Here is a 22055-nt window from a genome sequence, read left to right on the forward strand (position 1 = left end):
AATTTTTGACGCCGTTTCCGTCGTACCGATTTGGCATGGTTTCCAGTTTGGAAGCCGCTCTCCGTGTCGGTGAGGCGGCATTATAGGGAGCTGTGAAAACTTGGCAACCCCTTTATTGAGGTTTTTTTTAAAAAAGAGGCTGTTCGGACAACTTTTAGGCAATGTGGGTGAATATTAGCATTATGGTTCTGTTTGGGGCGCGGAATAGCTCTAAAAAAAGAAGGCTGCCTGCTGGCAGCCTTCCCTATTACTGTGTTGCTTGTATTGCATTTCCCTTCACGAGCAACTTAACAGGTTTACCCGGCTTGATTTTCCCGGACAAAATAGATTGCGCTAATGGGTTCTCCACACTCTGCTGAATCGCTCTTTTTAACGGCCTTGCTCCATATACTGGATCAAAACCAGCCTGTGCAATAAAGCTGAGTGCTTCATCAGTCACTTTTAGTGACAATTCCCTCTCGGCCATTCTTTGACCCAGTAGATCCAACTGGATACTGGCAATCTGCTTAATATGCTCTTCGCCGAGCGGATGGAAAACCACTGACTCGTCAATTCGGTTAATGAACTCGGGTCTAAAATGACTGGCAACAACCTCCATGACGGTATTTTTGATGTTGTCGTAATCCATTTCACCAAAGTTCTCCTGAATACGATCTGAGCCTAAGTTAGACGTCATGATCACGACAGCATTGCGGAAGTCTACTGTACGCCCCTGTCCATCGGTAAGGCGACCATCATCTAACACCTGTAGTAAAAGGTTGAAAACATCTGGGTGTGCTTTCTCTACTTCATCAAGCAGTATCACCGAGTAAGGCCGACGGCGAACTGCCTCAGTGAGATATCCACCCTCTTCATAGCCGACATATCCCGGAGGCGCACCAACCAATCGTGCCACAGAGTGTTTTTCCATGAATTCGGACATATCAATCCTCACCATGGCATCACTACTATCGAACATAAAATCAGCCAGTGATTTACATAACTCTGTTTTCCCTATCCCGGTTGGACCAAGAAAGAGGAAGGAGCCAATTGGTCTATGCGGATCGGCAAGGCCGGCACGACTGCGACGAATAGCGTTTGCTACCGAGGAGACGGCTTCTTTCTGACCGATCACCTTGTCATGTAACACTGACTCCATCTGCAGCAGTTTTTCTTTTTCACCCTCGAGCATTTTGGCTACTGGAATACCTGTCTGGCGAGACAGCACCTCAGCAATCTCCGCGTCCGTCACCCTATTTTTGAGTAATGACATTTCCTGCATTTCAGCCTGACTGGCAAGGTCAAGCTGACGCTCCAGTTCTGGTATTTTTCCATACTGTAACTCTGACATTCGATTGAGGTCACTTGCACGTCTGGCTATTTCCAGATCCGTCCGCGCCTGCTCAAGTGCAGACTTAATATGCTGTGTGCCGGATAATGCCGCTTTCTCGGTTCTCCAGATTTCTTCAAGTTCAGCAAATTCACGTTCTTTTTCTTCAACTTCTTGCTCCAGAACATCGAGTCGCTTTTTACTCGCGTCGTCACTTTCTTTTTGAAGCGCCTGCTGCTCGATTTTGAGTTGAATAAGCCGACGCTCAAGACGGTCGAGTGATTCTGGTTTAGAGTCAATTTGCATCCGGATACTGGACGCCGCCTCATCAATGAGGTCTATCGCCTTGTCAGGCAACTGACGATCGGAGATGTAACGATGTGACAAGCTGGCCGCTGCAACAATCGCTGGGTCAGTGATCTCGACGGCGTGGTGAAGCTCATAACGCTCCTTCAACCCGCGAAGTATGGCTACGGTATCCTCAACACTGGGTTCATCCACCAGCACTTTTTGGAATCGACGTTCAAGCGCAGCATCTTTCTCAACATACTGACGGTATTCATCCAGCGTCGTCGCTCCCACACAGTGCAACTCACCGCGAGCTAACGCTGGTTTTAGCATGTTCCCCGCATCCATTGAGCCTTCGGCTTTACCTGCACCTACCATGGTGTGAATCTCATCAATGAAGAGAATTATGTTACCCTCTTCTTTGGAGAGCTCGTTAAGCACTGCCTTCAACCGCTCCTCAAACTCACCGCGGTATTTTGCACCAGCAACCAATGCACCCATATCAAGAGAGAGAACACGGCGATTACGTAAACCTTCCGGCACTTCGCCGTTGACGATACGCTGAGCCAGTCCCTCAACAATGGCGGTTTTACCCACACCGGGTTCGCCGATGATCACCGGATTGTTTTTTGTCCTGCGCTGAAGAACCTGAACTGTCCGCCGAATCTCCTCGTCACGTCCGATAACCGGGTCCAGCTTGCCTTGCTCTGCTCGCTCTGTCAGATCTATCGTGAATTTTTCTAAAGCCTGACGGTTTTCTTCTGCATTGGGGTCATCAATGTTCTGACCACCACGAACCTGATCGATGGCCTCTTCTACTTTTTTCGCTGTCAAACCATAACCACGAAGCAATTCACCCAACGGGCCTTTGTCATCGACAGACGCTAGGATGAATAACTCAGAAGAAATATATTTGTCTTTCCGTTTCTGTGACAGCTTGTCACACATATTAAATAACAGTCCCATACCGTGCGATAACTGAATATCGCCGCCAGTGCCTGTCACTTGGGGCAGTCGATCAAGTATCTCGCCAAGGCTGGAACGAAGCTGAGTAATATCAATACCCATCAGGGTCATAAGCGGACGAATGGCACTGCTGTCCTGGTTGAGGAGAGATACCATTAAGTGTGCCGGTTCAATGAACTGATGATCACGGCCCAATGCCAGCGACTGGGCGTCAGATATGGCTAGCTGAAATTTACTGGTGAATCGGTCAAGGCGCATAGCCCCTCCTCTGTTTACATCAATAACCTTTACAGATCAGATGGGAACAGCAATCACTAATTTCAAGCTTGGGTGATAATTTTTGCTCTGTCTATCAAGAGCGGTGAATCTTTTACAATAAAATCTGCGGCGATTAGCACTTTTTATCTTGGGAGACATTGAGCGTGGAAACGATGGGCAGTCACTGGTCGGCAAATCAGTTCCGTCTTGAACACAAAGCTAGAGTTATCTTTTAGTCTTCAAGCCAAATAAAGCTCGCCTGACGCCCAGTTTGTTGGTCGCGGCGATATGAGAAAAAACGGTCTGGCTCGCTAAAGGTGCACGCTGAATCACCATAAACAGATTCGACTCCAATAGCGGAAAGACGCTGGCGGGCGAGAAGGTGAATGTCAGCAAGCCACTTTGTGCCATAAGGCTTAAACGCCTGCTCTGCGCACTCACTAAAGGACATAAACTGTTCACGCACTTCTGAGCCAACCTCAAAAACCGAGGGACCGATCGCAGGTCCCAGCCAGGCCATTACACCTGACGGCTTGGAGAATTTTGCCACTGTGTTTTCAATAACACCGTCGAGCAATCCACGCCAGCCAGCATGCGCAGCTGCGACTTCTGTTCCCTCTTGATTGCAGAAAAGAACAGGAAGGCAATCAGCCGTCATGATGGCACAAACGACTTCGGGAACCTGAGTATATGCAGCGTCGGCATCCGGAACACTGTTACCCTCACAGGTAAGGGTAACAACATGCGTGCCATGAATCTGATTCAACCAGTGGGGTGCTGACGCATCGACGCCGTTTTCCGCAAGTATCTCGGTTTGACTCTACTGTCAGCCTGTCATCACCAACATGCTGTCCAAGATTAAGGCTGTCGTAAGGAGGAAGGCTATTTCCTCCAATACGGGTCGTACTGATCGCCTTTACTCGCTTACCTGCAGGCCAATCTGGTCGAATCAATTCCATATTAATAATCCGGTTCGCCCATCTCTTCCTGATCGGCACGCAAAATTTCAGCCAACGCCACCATATCGTCAGGAACCGGCGCATGCCATTCCATCAGCTCTCCGGTAATTGGGTGCTCAAGTCGCAGCATCGCAGCATGCAGTGCCTGACGGTCAAAACCGCGCAATGCCATCACCAACTCTTCACCTGCGTCACGAGGAGGACGAGGACGACCGCCATAAAGCTGATCGCCCACCAGCGGATGATTCAAGTATGACATATGAACACGAATCTGGTGAGTACGGCCTGTTTCCAAACGCAGGCGAAGACGCGTGTGGGCACGGAAATGTTCAGCCACACGATAATGTGTGATTGCAGGCTTACCTAACTCGTGCACAGCCATATGTGTCCGTTTGGTTGGATGACGGCCAATCGGTTTTTCCACCATGCCGCCCCCAGTCATATTACCAATGGCAATAGCCTCGTACTCTCGGGTAATTTTTCTTTTCTGGAGGGCGCGTACCAGTCTCGTCTGGGCTGGTACCGTCTTGGCTACAACCATCAGGCCAGTAGTATCTTTGTCAAGACGGTGAACAATACCTACGCGCGGTACTTCTGCACTCGCTGGGTAACGGTATAACAGAGCATTCAGGACAGTGCCATCAGGGCAGCCCGCACCGGGGTGCACGACCAATCCGCGGGGCTTATTGATCACCAGCAAGTCATCATCCTCATACACGATATCCAACGGAATATCCTGAGGCTCCCATCGCTCTTCGTCTTCGATTTCTGCATCGATGACAATATCTTCTCCCCCCATCATTTTTACGCGGGGTTTGTTGGCGACAATGCCGTCTACCGTGACTTTATCAGCCAGTACCCATTCTTTGATCCTTGAACGGGAGTAATCAGGAAACAGCTCCGCCAGTGCCTGATCCAGACGCTGACCCAGTTGGCTGTCTTTTACCGTTGAAGTTAATTGTATCTGTTGTGCCATAACGAACTTTTTGAACCTATAAAGGACTAACTCAAGACCGGTACAGGGTATCCGTCCTCGATCGCGGTCACTTTTGCGGATTGGTATTATATTCAGTCGATGGGTAGAATACCCATAATCGTGCCATTGTAGCTCTTTGCCGCCCACTCCGTAATGGCAACAGCACATTTATTTACTTCAAGGAAGCTATCGCAGCAATGAAACGCCTGACTTTATCCACTCTTTTTGCCGCTATCCTGCTTGCAGGTTGTTCCAGTGCAGACAAAGGAATTGTGCCAGATGTCCCGCCTTCTGAGCTTTATCAGGAAGCCCGGCAAGCCATTGACGATGGTCAGTGGGTGAAAGCGGTTGAGAAGCTTGAAGCAATGGATTCGCGCTATCCTTTCGGCGCATATTCTGAGCAGGTCCAGTTTGACCTTATCTACGCCTATTACAAAAATAGTGATTATGTATTAGCCGAGTCGACCATAGATCGCTTTCTTCGGATGAACCCCAACCATAACAATCTCGACTGGGTGCTCTACATGCGTGGATTGAGCAATATGGCGCAGGATAGCTCGATGGTTCATGACCTGCTTAATATTGATCGCTCTGACCGCGACCCGCAGCCAGTATCACGGGCATTTTTCGATTTTAACCAACTGCTGGAGCGCTATCCAGATAGCCCTTATGCGGCAGATGCTAAAGCCCGTATGGTTTCACTCAAAAATCGCTTGGCTGATTATGAACTGGCGACTGCTGACTTTTATGTCCGCCGCGAGGCATGGATGGCTGCAATTAATCGCTGCCAATCAATCCAGCAACAATTTGGTGATACTGAAGCAGCCAGAAAATCACTACCGTTAATGCTCAAGGCCTATCAGGAATTGGGATTGTCAGAGCCCGCAGAAAGGGTCAGTAAGCAAATGGCAGCTAATGGCGTCTTATAAAGCGCAACTAATTTCATAACAAATAAAAAAGCAGCTGTATGGCTGCTTTTTTATTTTTATCTGTTTTTTCTAAGTTCATAGGGGCTTTAGCGGGGAAATCACATCTGGCTAAAAAACGCTCTTCTCTTGATTTTTGACCAATAAAAACCCTGCCTAAATAAGCAACCTTTGACACCTTATCTCTCGATAGTGCATCAGATTGATCTCACATATCAAGCCTTTTTACGTACTTTTCTTGTCAGCTTTCCAAAACGATCACAAATACGTAGGCATATGAAAAACAACTGATATTTAGTGATCTAGATCACTTTTTTATGTGGTGAAAAAAGTAATCTGAAAGTGAGCCCAACGTAAGGGCACAGACAAGAGGAAACGTTTATGAGAGTAGAAATTACTGGTAAAAACATCGACATCACTCCTTCTATCCGTAACCGAGTCGCATCGCGATTTAAAAAACTGGAGAAGTGGCAAGTCGCTCTCATCAATCCACGTGCTGTTGTTAGTCAACTAACAAGTACAACATTTAAAATTGAGGCAGACGTTTCCGTACCAGGTGCAAAGCTGGTTGCCACAGCAGAACATCAAGACCTGTATGCAGCTATCAATGAAGCAGGCCAAAAACTCGAGAAACAACTTAATAAGCAGAAGCATAAACCAGAATCACGACGTGCCAGCCACTGTGAGAAAGTCGCTGACGTGGACACTGAAGCAGCCTGATTAGTAAAATAACAGACTTATCCCATCAGCCCTGCCTCGCAGGGCTGATTTGTTTTTATCGCAAATTCCTATACAAATCCCATCAAAGGCTTTCTTTTCCGCAATTTTGACCATAGACAGTTAAAATGCTGTATGTGCCTAGTAGCAACAAGAACAGATCGACACCAAGAGCAAACCCAGTCACTTTGTGCAAAGTGAGTCATCAAGTATAGTGGGAACAAAAGGGCTCTTTTCACCCTGAGTATCAGCCAAAGGCACGGCGTTGCCAAAACAGGATAAGGACATGACAAAACCAACATTGACGCTGGATGAGATCCGCAAAAGTGTAAGCCGGATCGACAAAGAGATATTGGCACTGCTGACCGAGCGACGTGAACTGAGTATTGAAGTAGCCAAAAGTAAGATTCAGACCGAAAAACCAGTGCGCGACCCTGTCCGCGAGCAGGCATTATTGGAAAAGCTGGTAAAGGCAGGAAAAGAACATGGACTGGATGCTCCCTATATCATCAGTATTTTCCACAGTATTATTGAAGACTCTGTGCTGATTCAGCAGGCATTTTTACAACAGCTAACCAATCCAGACAGCTCACACCCCGTGGCACGGGTATCTTTTCTCGGGCCAAAAGGCTCATATTCGTACCTTGCCGCCAAACACTTTTTCACTAAAAAACAAACCTCTCTGGCGGAATTGCCCTGTCAAAACTTCAAAGAAGTGGTTGAAGTGGTTGAGAACGGTACTGCCGATTACGGTGTATTACCGATTGAGAACACCTCGTCAGGTTCAATTAACGACGTTTATGATCAACTGCAGCACACCCGCTTGTCTATCGTTGGTGAAATAACCCAGCCGATTGAGCATTGCATACTGACAGCTGTGGATACTGATCTTGAGAGTATTGATTGCCTTTACTCGCACCCACAACCCTATCAGCAATGCAGTGATTACTTGCGCTCGCTTGGTAACGTGAAACAGGAATACTGTTCAAGTACAGCAGAAGCAATGAAGAAAGTGGCTGAAATGAAGAGTGCCAATGTTGCTGCTATCGGAAATGCTTCAAGCGCTGCTCTTTACGGCCTGAAGCCACTCAAAGCGAATATTGCCAATCAACAGGAAAACCATACCCGCTTTATTCTGGTGGCACGTAACCCTGTCGACGTAACAGACCTTATCCCGGCAAAAACGACCTTCATTATGTCAACGGCTCAGGAAGCAGGTTCTTTGGTGGAATGTCTGTTGGTATTCAGAAACCACGGTATCAATATGACCAAGCTTGAGTCACGCCCGGTAATGGGTAACCCATGGGAAGAAATGTTCTACGTGGACGTAGAGGGAAATATGCGCTCGGATAAGATGAAGCTGGCACTGGAAGAGCTGACGGCACTGACACGCTATATCAAGGTGTTAGGCTGCTATCCCATCGAAAATGTCACGCCAACAGAAATTGATGTCGACTAACTTGATTCATCACGAGTTAAGGGATGAAAAAGGAGCCTTAGGCTCCTTTTTTTGGTCTTACTGATATCTATCTCTGGGTTGAATCATTTGCCTGCTGAAGTAAGTTCTGGCTCTCATGCAAGAAACGTCCGGCATGCTCACCAAACCAATTTTCTACCTGACTAAAGGCATCAACAAACTGGTCTTTGTCACAGGTCTCCAGCAAATCAATCGCTTCACCAAATCGGGCATGAAAGCGTTTAATCATGTCAATATTTTGCGGCGAGGACATGATAATGTCGGCATACAAGCTGGCATCCTGTGCAAATAGACGCCCGACCATCGCCAGTTCAAGACGATAAATAGGCGAACTCAGCGAAATAAGTTGCGCAAGGTTCGGGTTTTCCTCTGCCAGGTGAACACCATAAACAAAAGATGTGAAGTGACGGAGAGCCTGAATCAGCGTCATCCCCTGATCATGCTCGATCGCGCTGATCCTCTGCAGACTCGCGCCCCAAATCCTGATCTGTTCAAGCAACCATTGATAAGCCTCGGGGTTTCTTCCATCACAATACACGACAACCTGTTTAGCAAGGCTGGGAGTATTGGGGCCAAACATGGGATGAAGACCGACAACTGGACCAGAGTGAGACTCCAGCATCGCTTGTAATGGCTCGCTCTTGATTGACGTGAGGTCAGCCAAAATACAATCTTCGGGCAACGATGTGAGTTTACGGATAATGGTATCAGTGCGGTTGATTGGCACTGTCACGACGACCATTCCGGCATCAGAGAGAATGTCGTCAGCCTGATCCCAGTCCTGACTGCCAAGCACTTTTACCTGATAACCAGAAAGGGTAAAGAGTTTACAAAAAAGTTTGCCAAGCTGACCGTGTCCACCAACCACCACGATGGAGCGTAACGATGGGTTGAGACACTTAAAACCTGAGTCGTTCTCGCTGACATACGATTCCCGCATTGTGCGGCGGAGAATATCTTCAATCAGATCAGGAGGTACACCCCGAGATTCCGCCTCCTTGCGCCGAGAAGCCAGCATCGCCGCTTCCCTGTCAGGCGCATAAATTGGTAAGCCATGCTGACTTTTGACTTCTCCCACTTCCGCAACCAATGACAACCGCTTTGCCAGCAGTTCGACCATCTGTTTATCTACTTCATCAATTTCATCCCGCAAACGGGAAAGCTCTGCCACCATGACGGTTCACTGTCCTTTTCAATCGTTCTTGTTATTGTATCCGCTGCGACAACATCGGTGTTAGTTCAGATGCGGTACGGAGCAGTAATGCTTCTGTTTCCTGCCAGCCGAGGCAAGCATCAGTAATGGAAACACCATAGACCATCTCTGACCGAGGCAGATCAGCACTCTGATTACCTTCATTGAGATGACTTTCTAGCATAAGGCCTATGATAGACCTATTTCCCTCACGAATCTGGTGAATAACGTCTGTTGCGACCAAAGGCTGACGACGAAAATCTTTGCGGGAGTTGGCATGGCTACAATCAACCATCAGTGCTGGCTCAATCTCAAGCGACGTCATTTTTTCCTCGCACTCAGCAATAGAGACTGAGTCATAATTAGTTTGCTTGCCCCCACGGAGGATGACGTGCCCGTCCGGATTCCCGTCTGTACTCATCAAAGCGACCTGTCCCGCTTGGTTAATCCCCATAAATCTGTGACCAGAAGCGGCTGCATTCATTGCATTGATCGCCGTATCTAACGAACCATCTGTGCCATTCTTAAAGCCAACAGGCATAGATAAGCCACTGGCCATTTCACGGTGGGTCTGTGATTCTGTGGTACGTGCGCCTATCGCTGCCCAGCTAAACAAATCTCCCACATACTGTGGACTAATGGGATCGAGGGCTTCTGTGGCGAGTGGCAACCCCATTTCGGTGAGTTCAATGAGCAACTGCCTTGCTTTGTGCAGCCCTGCAGATACATCAAAACTCCCGTCAAGATGTGGATCATTAATTAGTCCCTTCCAGCCAACCGTCGTTCTCGGCTTTTCAAAATACACTCGCATGACGATATATAACTGACTGGAAACTTTTTCTGACAGTTCTTTCAGTTTTACTGCATACTCTTTGGCGGCATCGATATCGTGAATAGAGCACGGGCCACACACCACAAGCAGACGGTGATCTTTCTTATGAATAATGTTGGCAATATCTTGTCTGGCATGACTGATAAATTGCAACCCCTGCTCGCTAACAGGCAGATTTGACCTGAGTTTTTGAGGTGTGATCAGAACTTCTTCGTTCTGGATATGAATATTTGTTAGCTGATCTCGTTCCATGCTTCGCCCTTCACTGAAGTTTGCCTTTAACTATTAATGTCAGGCTCACAACCATAATCAGCATGGAAGCGGAATGCAAGTAAATGTAAACTTAAAATTACTATCGTAAATTTAAGTTTACATTAATACCTTTGGCTCTGAGAAAGGAGTATTCAGTAAATAGCGTTAGAAATCACGATCGACGCCTTTTCCATATTGGTGAGTATCATGACCCCTTTGCCACTCTGTGCGGAACAGAGAAGCGTCTGAATGATAGTCGCATACACCTCGATATGGACTTCCAGACAACCCTATGTTGTATGCATTGTGTACGTTACAGTACATTCTATTGCCCGCATGATAACCCGCATCATACAAGTCATACTTCGCACTCTTGCCAGCGCGTTCAGCCAGCAGCGAAACATCTTTTTCAGACTTGGCCAGCGCCCCACGCTCACCATCAAGTTTCCCTAAAAGATACCAATCCCCGCTTTCAATCGCTTTATCTAGCGGAGAAAAAGCACAGGCTGTCAGAAGTAAAAAAACGAAACATAACATTCCAGCCTGCATTTTTTTTATCATCGCATGTCCTCCCTGTTGTTTTTCCCAATATAGCCGACCTATTTTCACGCTGGTGTCTTTTATCCAACACCACTGTGAATATGAATGCTTTAGAAGGCCGTGTCAGTAAAATAGCACATGGCTAATGGCCTCTGAGAGCATAAAAATAAGGCAAATTGATACACCATAAATTATTTTTTATTCTCCGTTTAAAGTACTTCAAATAAGCTTTTAAATTAGCTTTGGTTAAATGACAAAATCAGATTCTGAACGCCTGTGGCTTTGTGGCTTTGCGGACTGGGGATTTGGTGAATTATCACCGAAGACATAGAAAAATAACGACGACAAAGGAATCAATGTGGAAGAACATCTCTCTTGGATTAACCATCCCAGGGGCAGTGGTTCCATATCTGTTCTTTTAGGGCTTTGCGGTCGAAAATGGTATGAATATACGGCTATTTTTTAGCATGGCTTTTACTAATAATGCGGCAAGTAACGGAACGTCGAATTTACTGGTCTCACCCGTCGTGTTACGGATTTTTCTATTTGTAAAACAGCAAAAAAGAAATGGCCTAAAGCATAGCTATTTATCTTACTCACCATGTTTGTTGGACTCAGTTGCCCTACCCTCTTACTTGTATGCGCGAGAGAATAAATCGGAATCAACAACAATCTGGCGGCAGGTATAAGTACATGTGAATTCGTGAAAAAAATATTGAATGTATTATCTTTTTTCTTTCAACGGCCTAGATAATAAAAGTACATTCTGATTATTTTTAAAGACGGGCAAAGCCCGTCTTACTTAATCTTCAATCTAGAAGGTAACTCTTTAAGGCTTGCCAGGAAGAGGCGGTGAAGGTCGGTTGAATACCTTCGGGCAAGGTTTCACCCTTGAGGTTAAGCCAACAGGTATCAACACCCGCATTCATCCCGCCAAGTACGTCAGAGTGAGGATTATCACCCACCATAAGTACGCTGGCTTTGTCTGGCTGTCCCATTTTCTCCAACGCATACTCAAAAATTCGGGGGTCGGGTTTAGCGACGCCTATTTCCTCCGAGATGAATACGTGCGTGAAGTAAGGTGTCATGCCTGTCCGTTCAAGTCTGATTTTTTGCAGTTGGGTAAAACCATTGGTAACAATCCCCAGTTTCGCGCGCTCTACAAGCTTTGGGATGACGATATCAACATCTGTTAGCGGTTTACACACATCCGCCATTGCATTCAAAAATGCGCCATTCAGCTCATCCGGTTCTACATTGAGTTTTTCAGCCCACCCTAAGAAGCGAGTGATCTGAAGTTCCTGCGCTGTAATCTCACCGTTTTGATACTTCACCCACAGAGGTTGGTTTTGCTTCTTGTAAGCGACGTGGTCATCGCGGGTAAAGTGAACACCGTAGTCTGAAAGCATGATTTTTAAGCCCTGAAAATCATCGAATGAAAACAGGGTTTCATCAGCATCAAAAAGTATCCAATCGTAGTGCATCACTTCTTCCTTTAATCGGTTTTTCCGGACGGGATTATATCTTCACCTCACGACTTGTCAGCTCCCATTTATCCCAGCGGTTATCTAAGAAGGACTGAAATGATACTTTGCAATATTACGAAAAGAGTTTGAACAGAAAACGCCGGGCCGCTGTCACCCGGCGTTTTCAAGAGGCAAGGATTATATTCACGCCAGCCGGCGTTCGCGGCGTTTTCCCCGCCAGTCAGTCAAAAATGACACAGCAACCAGTAACAACAGGCTTGCTCCAAAGAGCGGTAATAACATCGCCAATATGGCAAGTAGGACAAACACGCCTTTGCCTACTCGCATCTCAGCTGGCACCTTGGGGATCCCCCAGCTGCCTTTTGGCTTTCTTATCAGATAAGACGCCATGGCTGATAAGCTCATGAGTGCCAACAATACCGCAGTAGCGAGCACCAGCCCCCAGTTAAGACTGCCAAAGAATTCTCCCTGATGAATTCGCATGACTATCTGCCGCCCGTTACTCATCGCACCAACCTCTGACCACGGAAAGGCCTTTATCTTGGCACCCGTGTATTGGTCATAATGGATAGACCACTGTTGATTGAGGTCTTCACTGCGGTTTCTGATACTAAATACTGAGTTCGCTTTTTTGGGGAAGGTCAGAGTGACAGTGCCTTTTAACCCTTCTTTACGTGCTATGGCGACCATTTCATCCAATGAGAGGGGAGCTGCCCCCTGAGACGGAGCTGATTTTAGTCCCCGACCTGAGTAAGCGGATGGGTAGCCACTGCCCGTATTATCTCGCAACCATTTAAAGTTACTGCCAAACACCTCTGTCCAAGGCATTCCGCCAGCAAGAATAAGTAACAGAAAACCGGAAACCCAGAAGCCTGTCACCGCATGAAGGTCTCGATACATCACTCTCTTGCCCGCATTGAAGCGAACAGTGAACAATCCTCTGATTCCGCGCTGCCCTCTCGGCCACCAGACATACACGCCAGTGATCACGAGTACGACGAGCCAGCTGGCAACCAATTCAATCACCAGCGTTCCCTGTTTTCCGAGGAGTAACTCGCCGTGAAGTTTACGAACCTTCTGCATCAGCGTATCTGACACCGCCCAGGAGCCTGTTACCTCACCGCTATATGGGTCAACGTAGGTACTGCGTTTAGAAGAAAAACGGCCGGACTGAAACTCCACAGCATCGGTCTCAGACTGAGGAAGAATAATTTTTGACGGCTTTTTCGATGATTCAGCTTTTGCAGCAGTCGTCGCGTTTTCCAGTAGTTGTTGATAACTGAGCCGCTCACCACTTTTTTCTACCTGAATAACATCCCGATATGCACTCTGCTCATAATCTCCCTTAAAAAGGTATATCGCTCCGGTAACCGAGAGCAAAAAAAGAAATGGGAGACTAAAAAGCCCTGCGAGAATATGCCACTTCCAGATCCAATTATGTAATTGTTTTCCTTTGAACATTGCGTTTCCTTTTTGTAATCAAAAAAATTGATTGATGTTCCTGTCACTCCGAAACTTGCTTCCAGTAAAGCAGAATTATTGTTTGATATAAATTAGCAATAAGTATCACAGCATCAAGGCGTTAGTTACTTCTAAGCCGATCCTGAAACGCCCCCAAACGTCGTGAAGGCTTCGAGAAATTAATCATTTTGCTGAATGAAAGAACCGAGATACGGGAGGGATATCCCACGTGCCGAGGGAGGTGGATAATAGCAAAGACAGCTTTTCATAATAAGTTGAGCAATGTAACGAAATATGACGCCACACAGCATTGAAATCACGTATCATGAGGATGTTTCTTACGGTGAAAAGTTGGAAATTCCTGTTATTACCTCACCATGGATTGAAACCCTGTGTTCATTTCTTCTCCATCTTCATTAATGTTGACTAACTTCCATGGCGTTTGTCTGGCAGCAGCATTCAGCCTGGAACAATTTAGTGACCAAGATTTTCATGCATTGAACATTGCCCTGCCCGACAATATATCTCGTTCGGTGAACAAGCGAAAAGCAGAGTTTCTTGCAGGTCGCTATCTGGCCAAACTGGCGCTCAGCCAGCTTAACCGACCTGAAGCAGATATCCCATCTGGAGACAACCGAGCGCCAATATGGCCTGTAGGGATCGCTGGAAGTATCTCGCATCATAAAACCAAAGCTGTATGCGCACTGACCCCGGCGCATTCGCCTGAACAGGGTATAGGTATTGATACAGAGCTTTTTGTCTGTGAGAAAACAATCGATGCCTTGCTCAAAACGGCAGTGAACAGACAAGAGGTTGAGGAATTAGCAAAAGCAGGTTTAACAGAAATAGCTGGGCTCACCGCCGTATTTTCAGCAAAAGAAAGTCTATTTAAAGCGCTTTTCCCTCAGGTACAGCGTTATTTTGACTTTCTGGATGTCAGACTGGTCGCCTGCAATGATAAAGGCTTCGAATTTGCTTTAAACACAACATTGGCGACAGGACTCCCCAAAAACAGTCGCCTTAACGTCGATTGTTACTGGGAGCCAGACGCGGTAACTACATTTACTCAGTCCGACTGGGTGGAAACACCTCGCTGAGGGTTAGTTCTGGGCGGCCGGGATGTCTTTTAACCACCACCTAGCCCAAATGCTGATAACCAGTATAGAAAAAATGAGCCGCCCCCAAAGCACAGCCCAAATATCGGCCCCCAGCAACAGTATGAGTATGGTATCTTCAATCAGGCTATGAGAAAGACCGAGAAAACTGACGGCAATTATAGTATCGCGACGGCTTATTCCTCCCTTACGCACTTCGTTAATCAGTAAACCAGCACCAAAAGAGATCCCAAGAGTGACGCCAATCAAAGTGATATTGCTGGCCGATTTACCGAGAGTGAGTAAGCGCATTACCGGACGTAAAAGTGCATGAATGAGTCTATCCATTTTCAACACGTCCAATAATTTCAACCCCGTCATTAATACAGCAATAATACACAGTACTGACACCAGCATTTGGGCCTGCTCGACGATCCAAGCAGTCCAACTGCTATCTGTACGAACGTCAGGTTGCCACAACAGAGTAACTTGTTGTTGTTGAAAACTACCAAGATCATAAATAGTTGATACCACAGCGGCCAACACCAGAGCACCGACGACGCGAAAAGTGAGGGTAAGTAACCAAGTCACACCTGTCGCTTTTGCGACTGCTCCCTCTACTGGCAGAGAATGTGCAACGAGAATGAGTAGCCCAAGCACACTGACTTCAGCAACAGAAAAATCATTCTGTGCCGCGACCTCGTAAAACACAGCCATTGCAGTATAAATGTTTGTCAGGATGCCAACTGCCCAGACCAACCCCCACTCAGCAGGCAGACCAACCAATGACATTAGAGGGGCTAGGAGTTGAGCTAAAAATTCAACGCCACCCAAATCACTGAGCAGCTTCACTGCAATCAACGTGGGCACCATAATTTTTATCAGAGTCCAATACACATCCCAGATATTTTTAAGATGTAAAGACACCGCACTCACCGCTGTTGTCATCTGTCTTCCTTTACCCGATTTATTTAAAGCACTATTTTAAAATGGCAAGCATTGAATATTTCTCATTTATCCGCTGATAAATTCTATTTTTTTTCTTATTTGACCTTATAAAGAAATAATATTTCTTAATGGATGATTAGTCCGCTGTTTGGCAAGGGAGAGTATGACGTGAAGCTGGACCGCATTGATAAGAACATTCTGAGACAACTACAAAGAAATGCCGATATATCAAATCTCTCGCTGGCAGAGACTGTAGGCTTATCACCTGCAGCCTGTTTCAAGAGAGTGCGGCGCCTAAAAGCACAGGGAGTCATTAAATCTCTGGTGGCTATTGTCGACCAGAAAATACTGGGACCTTGTTTACATATGTTGGTCGAGGTAAAGATGGAACGCGATAAGCCTCAGCTTCACGCCAATTTTTTACGGAGAGTTCAACGTACGATTGAGGTAAAAGAATGCTTTAAGGTCACTGGCGACGGTGATTTTGTCCTGATCATTGATGTCCCGGATATGGAACATTACGAGGCTCTCTGTGAAGACATTTTCTACGCGGATGAAAACGTAAAAAACTTTAGAACAATGATCTCAATGAATAAGGTGAAGTACAGTACAGAGGTACAGATACCCTAAAGACATAACACTAATGAAGAATATTTATTCTTACCTTGGGTAACTGGTCATTAAAAGAAAAAAGGGTGCTTAAAACAGCACCCTTTACTACTCAATTATCATTAAGATTTTTTCAGCGCTTTTTTAATTTTTTTAACTTTCGCTTTCGCTTTTTTCAGGGCTTTTTTCAGATCTTTTTTTGATTTAGACATTATGGTCTCCTTTCATTTTAATTCTCTCCATCGCAGCCTCGTCATACAACGATTAATTTTCAGCGCTTTGGAGTGCGTTATCTTTAAGGTATTGTTTAATAAATTTACGTAACTCTCTCGCCGCAGACGTGTCCATCTCTTCACACATGGAAATAAAAGCATCCCGCTGTTTTCCATTAATGCGAATCACAAGTTGGCTATCTTTTTTGTTATCAGGGTTTTTCTTTTTGTTGTTCAACGGGATAAACCCTTTTGGCGTTACAAGAGATATGCAATGTATATACGTTTTAGTGCAACCCCTCACTTACCACAGCCTAAACTCTCGTGTCATTTAACAGTAAAGAGTGCAACAAGGTAGATTTTTCATATAAATCCCATGTTTCTTTGATAGATTTATCTCGTTGGAAACAAAAGAAAAGTATATCAGTCACGATGTGATCATTGATTTTATTCGTCAAATTTTCCGTATCATCATTAGGCAAAACAAAGTCTTATGAGTAAATGTTGACTGAGCAGTCGTCGTATCGTGTGAAAGCTGAGGAGGCAGTGACCAGATAAGTAACACATAATAGACACTAGTAACTATTACTGGGGATAATGTATCGTAATAAAGAATATTATCTTTTTATTTCATATTAATATGAATAATCATCATACTTATATGATTTCATATTAAACATACGCTATATCAGCTGATATACCTTCAGATCTAACTTTAATTTCAAACATTCTCGAATTCATAAGATTTGATTAAATCTTATCAATTTTTGATGTATAGAAATATATACAAAGGCTAGATCCATGATGCGAATTATAAACACCTTGTGTATTGCGATATTAATACCTCTAACAGGATGCTTTGGGACAACAGAAGTAAAATACGACTCGACCAGCCATAATCCGGTTATTAGTCAGAGCAATCTTGCAGACCCTCATGTCATTAAGCACCGTGGGACTTATTATATGTATCCCACCAGTAACGGAGAGAAAACCGCTCAGTTAATGGTATACACCTCGCGTGATTTAAAAAACTGGACAGAGCAAGGAGTTGTCTTTTCAAAACGGGATGTCAAAGAGCTCTGGGCACCTGATGTGTTTTTTCATGAACGAACAGGTATATTTTATCTTTATTATACGCAATCAAACTCTTTCGAAGATGTGAAAATTGGTATAGCTACCTCCCCCAATCCAACAGGACCATTTGCTGACCAAGGCATTTTAATTGATGGTATTGACGCACATGTGTTTGAAGATGACGATGGAGAAATATACTTCTACTGGACAAGATACCCCGCAGGCTTTTTAGCGGACGGGCCGATAGCCGTTCGTAAACTCGACAATGATTTGCCTACCCGCTTCGTCAGTGATGAAAAAGTTGTCATTTCCTACACGCAAAACTGGGAGAATATTTGGACAGGAACGATAAGTGCGATATTAAAAAGAAATCCAATCACCGAAGGCGCGTTTATCGTTAAACACAATGACAAATACTACATGCTGTACTCCGGAGGATTCTACGGCTCAGTCAATTACTCGCTGGGCTATGCTGTTTCAGACTCACCTACAGGACCATTCATTAAAAATCCCAACAACCCAGTACTCTCAGCCTATAAACAACATGGCCTTTCTGGTCCCGGTCATGCCTCAGTTGTGACTGACCCAGAAGGAGGCTTATCAGTTATTTATCATGTCAAATCAAATGGCTATCTTGTTATAGATGGCTCTGATCGCTATATAAATGTCGATAAATTATCAATTGATGAGCAGGGACAAATATATATTTCTGCAAGCTTACTTAATCGAAGCAACATGTAGTACGCCAAAAAAAAGCCCACCTTTCGGTGGGCTTTTCTAACTTCCCTTTCGGGAGAATAAACGCCAGAGCGATTATTTCTTAGCCAGACGCTCTTTGATTCGAGCAGACTTACCAGAACGCTCACGCAGGTAGTACAGCTTGGCACGACGTACTGCACCGCGGCGTTTAACAGTAATGCTATCAACCACTGGAGAGTGAGTTTGGAATACACGCTCAACACCTTCGCCGTTAGAGATCTTACGAACGGTGAATGCAGAGTGCAGACCACGGTTACGCTTCGCGATCACAACACCTTCATAGGCCTGCAGACGCTCACGGTTACCTTCTTTAACTTTTACCTGAACAACAACAGTGTCACCCACGTTGAATTCAGGAAGATCTTGCTTAAGTTGCTCTTCTTCGAGCGCTTTGATGATGTTACTCATTTTATTACCCTAGAATAAACTGATACTAAATTTGCTTAGGTACTTGTCTGGTGTTCTTTAATGAACTCAGCAAGCAATAATTCCTGTTCGTCAGTCAGAGCTAGGTTTTCCAGGAGCTCTGGTCTTCTGAGCCAGGTACGGCCTAACGACTGCTTCAGTCGCCAGCGGCGAATGTCCTGATGGTTACCAGACTTGAGTACCGCCGGTACTTCCAGCCCTTCCAACTCATCCGGTCTCGTGTAGTGAGGACAATCTAGCAAACCATTTGCAAAAGAATCTTCCTCTGCCGACGCAAAGTCTCCGAGCACTCCCGGTACAAACCGGGCCACTGCGTCAACCAAGGTCATGGCTGGCAATTCTCCACCACTGAGCACAAAATCCCCGATAGACCATTCTTCATCGACTTCGGTTTGTATAATGCGCTCGTCTACCCCTTCGTAACGTCCACAGATAAGAATCAGCTTCTCGTTCTGTGCCAGTTCCTCAACACCAGCTTGGTCAAGCTTTCTGCCTTGAGGGGAGAGGTAAACCACTTTCGCCTTACCGCCAGCGGTTTTTTTGGCTTGATGTATGGCATCACGCAAAGGTTGCACCATCATCAACATGCCCGGGCCACCACCGTATGGTCTGTCATCGACAGTCCGGTGTTTGTCATGGGTAAAATCACGGGGGTTCCATGTTTCTACCTCAAGCAGCCCTTTTTTTACCGCCTGGCCAGTTACCCCAAAATCGGTAACAGCACGGAACATTTCAGGAAAAAGGCTGATGATACCAACCCACATTTTTCCGCTCCTATTGCTTAGTGTTACCCGGGGATTAAAATCCAGGATCCCAGTCAACTTCGATCCGTTGAGCAGAGCGATCAATCAGCTTGATGACTTGCCCATCGAGGAACGGTACTAATCGTTCCTTCTTACCAAAAGCATCTTTCAGGTTGGCTTTGATCACCAGTACGTCATTTGAGCCTGTTTCAAGAATATCGGTGACCTTACCAAGGTTGTAACCTTTAGTCGTCACTACATCCATTCCAAACAATTCGCGCCAGTAGAATTCTTCATCTGACAGCGATGGCAACGCATCTGAGTTAATCGCAATTTCGGCGTTGGTCATAGCCTGAGCGTCTTCACGCAGGTCAAGCCCTTCCAATTTACCTACCCAGCCTTGATTGTGGCGTTTCCAGTCTTCGACTTTAAACTCTTGCCACTGACCACGCACCTTGATAAACCAAGGTTTGTAATCAAAAATGTTCTCGGCATTTTCTGTGTAAGAAAAAATTTTGAGCCAGCCTCGAATGCCATAAGAAGCGCCGAGCTTGCCTACTACAATCTTTTCTTGCTCACTCATATCTTTTTCTTTCAACCCTGACACCAATTAATTACGCAGCTTTCGCAGCGTCTTTAATCAGCTTAGCTACGCGATCTGAAACAGATGCACCTTGGCCTACCCAGTGGGTAACACGGTCCAGGTCCAGACGCAGAGTTTCTTCCTGACCTTTAGCCAGTGGGTTGAAGAAACCAATTTTTTCGATGAAGCGACCGTTGCGCGCATTGCGGCTGTCTGCAACAACGACTTGATAGAATGGACGCTTTTTAGCGCCGTGACGTGCCAAACGAATGGTTACCATATCGTCCTCTTTGCATTACTGAATTAAATTGGCCCTGCGCTATGCAGGGCCTCGTGCCAAAATAAAGCTCCGGAATTTTACTCTTTGTGTGATCGAATGCAACTGCTTTAGACAAAAAATCACCAGCATTTACTCACTATCAACCAGTTAGCGACCATCGCTGTAGAGAAAAACTCGGTATTCGCGGTTAGCGTGGGAACATTCCACCACCGGGCATCATGCCTTTCATATTCCGCATCATATTTTTCATGCCACCCTTCTGCATCTTTTTCATCATTTTCTGCATCTGAGTGAACTGCTTGAGCAGTCGGTTAACGTCCTGTACCTGAGTACCTGAACCCGCAGCAATGCGCTTCTTGCGCGAGCCTTTGATCAAGTCAGGACGGGCGCGCTCTTTGAGCGTCATAGAGTTGATGATGGCTTCCATCTGGACAAACATTTTGTCATCAACTTTATCTTTCACATCTTCAGGCAGATTCGACATGCCGGGCAGTTTATCGAGCATCCCCATCATGCCGCCCATGTTCTTCATCTGCTGAAGCTGGTCGTGGAAGTCCTGAAGGTCAAACCCTTTCTTGTCTTTAAACTTCTTGGCAAGTTTCTCTGCTTTGTCTTTATCTACAGTTCTTTCTATGTCTTCAATCAAAGAGAGAACGTCACCCATACCGAGAATACGAGAAGCAACGCGGTCAGGGTGGAAAGGCTCAAGCGCGTCGGTCTTCTCACCAACACCAAGGAATTTAATCGGCTTACCCGTAATGTGTCTGACGGACAGCGCCGCACCACCTCGGGCGTCACCATCTACTTTAGTCAGGATCACACCGGTCAACGGCATGGCGTCATTGAAAGCTTTCGCCGTATTAGCGGCATCCTGACCTGTCATGGCATCAACCACAAACAGAGTTTCTACCGGATTAATCGCTGCATGGACGTCTTTTATCTCGTCCATCATTTCATCATCGACATGCAGGCGACCTGCGGTATCGACAATGACCACGTCATAAAACTTCAGTTTGCCATGCTCAAGAGCCGCTCTGGCAATATCCACGGGTTTCTGATCAGGCGTAGAGGGAAAGAAATCAATGCCAACGTCTGTGGCAAGGGTTTCCAGCTGTTTTATCGCAGCTGGGCGGTAAACGTCCGCTGAGACCACCAGCACTTTCTTCTTTTTGGTCTCACGGAGCATTTTACCCAGTTTACCGACACTGGTGGTTTTACCTGCACCTTGAAGGCCAGCCATCAAAACAACAGCAGGTGGCTGACAAGAGAGGTCCAGCTCTGAATTGGACTCGCCCATTACGGCTTCCAATTCATTCTGCACAATCTTGATGAACTCCTGCCCCGGAGTCAGGCTTTTTGAAACCTCGATGCCAACAGCAGCTTCTTTTACGCGTTTTACAAATTCACGGACGACGGGCAAGGCAACGTCGGCTTCCAGCAGCGCCATGCGTACTTCACGCAGGGTATCTTTTATATTGTCTTCGGTGAGACGGCCACGGCCGCTGATGTTTTTCAGCGTAAGTGACAAACGTTCTGTTAAATTATCAAACATGTCCTACTCGCTCGTTGCGCGGAAGAATTAGGCAAAAATTGCGTTGATTATAACGTATTATTGACGTGACTAACATGGTACGCATAGCAGTGAATGATCAGTCGGGGTATACTCTCAGTTTGGTTTACTCGCAAT

General features: G+C 45.9%; 21 protein-coding genes and 2 pseudogenes. 7 read left to right on the forward strand and 16 right to left on the reverse strand.

Annotation, left to right across the window (positions count from 1 at the left end; genetic code table 11):
- Nucleotides 1–247 precede the first annotated feature (247 nt).
- The 3 genes and pseudogenes from clpB to rluD form a co-directional block, all read right to left on the reverse strand.
- Nucleotides 248–2821 (reverse strand): ATP-dependent chaperone ClpB, encoded by a 2574-nt coding sequence (clpB, locus tag A8L45_RS20010; protein ID WP_068905131.1) that lies wholly within the window; start codon nucleotides 2819–2821, stop codon nucleotides 248–250.
- 232 nt (nucleotides 2822–3053) lie between these two features.
- A pseudogene (pgeF, locus tag A8L45_RS20015) lies at nucleotides 3054–3864 on the reverse strand (peptidoglycan editing factor PgeF).
- Nucleotides 3782–4756, reverse strand: a complete 975-nt coding sequence (rluD, locus tag A8L45_RS20020) for a 23S rRNA pseudouridine(1911/1915/1917) synthase RluD (RefSeq protein ID WP_068905132.1) — start codon at nucleotides 4754–4756, stop codon at nucleotides 3782–3784. Before rluD ends, pgeF begins: the two are co-directional and overlap by 83 nt.
- Before the next feature lie 197 nt (nucleotides 4757–4953).
- On the opposite strand from rluD, the gene bamD reads away from it, so the two are divergent.
- On the forward strand, nucleotides 4954–5685 hold the full coding sequence (gene bamD / locus A8L45_RS20025; RefSeq protein WP_068905133.1) for an outer membrane protein assembly factor BamD: 732 nt from the start codon (nucleotides 4954–4956) through the stop codon (nucleotides 5683–5685).
- A gap of 13 nt (nucleotides 5686–5698) precedes the next feature.
- Here the strand turns inward: bamD and A8L45_RS24685 are convergent, their stop codons facing one another.
- Complete coding sequence (locus A8L45_RS24685) at nucleotides 5699–5860, reverse strand: hypothetical protein (protein WP_175402036.1); 162 nt, start codon at nucleotides 5858–5860, stop codon at nucleotides 5699–5701.
- Between the two features lie 203 nt (nucleotides 5861–6063).
- Between A8L45_RS24685 and hpf the strand changes: the two genes are divergently transcribed.
- Nucleotides 6064–6402 (forward strand): ribosome hibernation-promoting factor, HPF/YfiA family, encoded by a 339-nt coding sequence (gene hpf / locus A8L45_RS20030; RefSeq protein ID WP_068905134.1) that lies wholly within the window; start codon nucleotides 6064–6066, stop codon nucleotides 6400–6402.
- A 283-nt stretch (nucleotides 6403–6685) separates the two neighbouring features.
- A complete protein-coding gene (gene pheA / locus A8L45_RS20035) occupies nucleotides 6686–7858 on the forward strand; it encodes a prephenate dehydratase (protein WP_068905135.1) in 1173 nt (390 codons plus the stop codon).
- Nucleotides 7859–7925: 67 nt separating this feature from the next.
- Here the strand turns inward: pheA and tyrA are convergent, their stop codons facing one another.
- The 3 genes from tyrA to A8L45_RS20050 all read right to left on the reverse strand — a co-directional run bounded on the left by tyrA (nucleotide 7926) and on the right by A8L45_RS20050 (nucleotide 10713).
- The gene (gene tyrA, locus A8L45_RS20040; RefSeq protein WP_068905136.1) at nucleotides 7926–9050 is read right to left on the reverse strand and encodes a bifunctional chorismate mutase/prephenate dehydrogenase; all 1125 of its coding nucleotides are present in this window, start codon (nucleotides 9048–9050) and stop codon (nucleotides 7926–7928) included.
- A 31-nt stretch (nucleotides 9051–9081) separates the two neighbouring features.
- A complete protein-coding gene (locus tag A8L45_RS20045; RefSeq protein WP_068905137.1) occupies nucleotides 9082–10152 on the reverse strand; it encodes a 3-deoxy-7-phosphoheptulonate synthase in 1071 nt (356 codons plus the stop codon).
- 165 nt (nucleotides 10153–10317) lie between these two features.
- Nucleotides 10318–10713 (reverse strand): DUF2799 domain-containing protein, encoded by a 396-nt coding sequence (locus A8L45_RS20050; RefSeq protein WP_175402037.1) that lies wholly within the window; start codon nucleotides 10711–10713, stop codon nucleotides 10318–10320.
- A gap of 416 nt (nucleotides 10714–11129) precedes the next feature.
- Between A8L45_RS20050 and A8L45_RS25745 the strand changes: the two are divergent.
- A pseudogene (locus tag A8L45_RS25745) lies at nucleotides 11130–11381 on the forward strand (DUF2834 domain-containing protein); the annotation flags it as partial.
- 120 nt (nucleotides 11382–11501) lie between these two features.
- Here the strand turns inward: A8L45_RS25745 and yjjG are convergent.
- The gene (yjjG, locus tag A8L45_RS20055; protein ID WP_068905138.1) at nucleotides 11502–12176 is read right to left on the reverse strand and encodes a pyrimidine 5'-nucleotidase; all 675 of its coding nucleotides are present in this window, start codon (nucleotides 12174–12176) and stop codon (nucleotides 11502–11504) included.
- A gap of 186 nt (nucleotides 12177–12362) precedes the next feature.
- Complete coding sequence (locus A8L45_RS20060) at nucleotides 12363–13640, reverse strand: PepSY-associated TM helix domain-containing protein (protein WP_068905139.1); 1278 nt, start codon at nucleotides 13638–13640, stop codon at nucleotides 12363–12365.
- Between the two features lie 392 nt (nucleotides 13641–14032).
- Here A8L45_RS20060 and A8L45_RS20065 point away from each other — a divergent pair, with 392 nt between their 5' ends.
- A complete protein-coding gene (locus tag A8L45_RS20065; RefSeq protein WP_139122431.1) occupies nucleotides 14033–14737 on the forward strand; it encodes a 4'-phosphopantetheinyl transferase family protein in 705 nt (234 codons plus the stop codon).
- 3 nt (nucleotides 14738–14740) lie between these two features.
- Here A8L45_RS20065 and A8L45_RS20070 read toward each other — a convergent pair whose 3' ends face one another.
- A complete protein-coding gene (locus tag A8L45_RS20070) occupies nucleotides 14741–15682 on the reverse strand; it encodes a nucleoside recognition domain-containing protein (RefSeq protein ID WP_068905141.1) in 942 nt (313 codons plus the stop codon).
- A 132-nt stretch (nucleotides 15683–15814) separates the two neighbouring features.
- Here A8L45_RS20070 and A8L45_RS20075 point away from each other — a divergent pair, with 132 nt between their 5' ends.
- The gene (locus A8L45_RS20075) at nucleotides 15815–16312 is read left to right on the forward strand and encodes an Lrp/AsnC family transcriptional regulator (protein WP_245680779.1); all 498 of its coding nucleotides are present in this window, start codon (nucleotides 15815–15817) and stop codon (nucleotides 16310–16312) included.
- A 243-nt stretch (nucleotides 16313–16555) separates the two neighbouring features.
- Here A8L45_RS20075 and A8L45_RS20080 read toward each other — a convergent pair whose 3' ends face one another.
- The gene (locus A8L45_RS20080; RefSeq protein ID WP_068905142.1) at nucleotides 16556–16741 is read right to left on the reverse strand and encodes a hypothetical protein; all 186 of its coding nucleotides are present in this window, start codon (nucleotides 16739–16741) and stop codon (nucleotides 16556–16558) included.
- Between the two features lie 563 nt (nucleotides 16742–17304).
- Between A8L45_RS20080 and A8L45_RS20085 the strand changes: the two genes are divergently transcribed.
- Complete coding sequence (locus A8L45_RS20085; protein ID WP_083228439.1) at nucleotides 17305–18318, forward strand: glycoside hydrolase family 43 protein; 1014 nt, start codon at nucleotides 17305–17307, stop codon at nucleotides 18316–18318.
- A gap of 72 nt (nucleotides 18319–18390) precedes the next feature.
- On the opposite strand, the gene rplS is transcribed toward A8L45_RS20085, so the two are convergent.
- The 5 genes from rplS to ffh all read right to left on the reverse strand — a co-directional run bounded on the left by rplS (nucleotide 18391) and on the right by ffh (nucleotide 21920).
- On the reverse strand, nucleotides 18391–18744 hold the full coding sequence (rplS, locus tag A8L45_RS20090; protein ID WP_068905144.1) for a 50S ribosomal protein L19: 354 nt from the start codon (nucleotides 18742–18744) through the stop codon (nucleotides 18391–18393).
- A gap of 35 nt (nucleotides 18745–18779) precedes the next feature.
- On the reverse strand, nucleotides 18780–19526 hold the full coding sequence (trmD, locus tag A8L45_RS20095; RefSeq protein WP_068905145.1) for a tRNA (guanosine(37)-N1)-methyltransferase TrmD: 747 nt from the start codon (nucleotides 19524–19526) through the stop codon (nucleotides 18780–18782).
- Nucleotides 19527–19560: 34 nt separating this feature from the next.
- On the reverse strand, nucleotides 19561–20088 hold the full coding sequence (gene rimM / locus A8L45_RS20100; RefSeq protein WP_068905146.1) for a ribosome maturation factor RimM: 528 nt from the start codon (nucleotides 20086–20088) through the stop codon (nucleotides 19561–19563).
- Nucleotides 20089–20119: 31 nt separating this feature from the next.
- Entirely contained in the window at nucleotides 20120–20368 is a 249-nt protein-coding gene (gene rpsP / locus A8L45_RS20105; protein ID WP_068905147.1) for a 30S ribosomal protein S16, read from the reverse strand.
- A gap of 187 nt (nucleotides 20369–20555) precedes the next feature.
- On the reverse strand, nucleotides 20556–21920 hold the full coding sequence (gene ffh / locus A8L45_RS20110; RefSeq protein ID WP_068905148.1) for a signal recognition particle protein: 1365 nt from the start codon (nucleotides 21918–21920) through the stop codon (nucleotides 20556–20558).
- Nucleotides 21921–22055 lie beyond the last annotated feature (135 nt).

This window comes from Veronia pacifica, assembly GCF_001707825.1.
GTDB lineage: Bacteria > Pseudomonadota > Gammaproteobacteria > Enterobacterales > Vibrionaceae > Veronia > Veronia pacifica.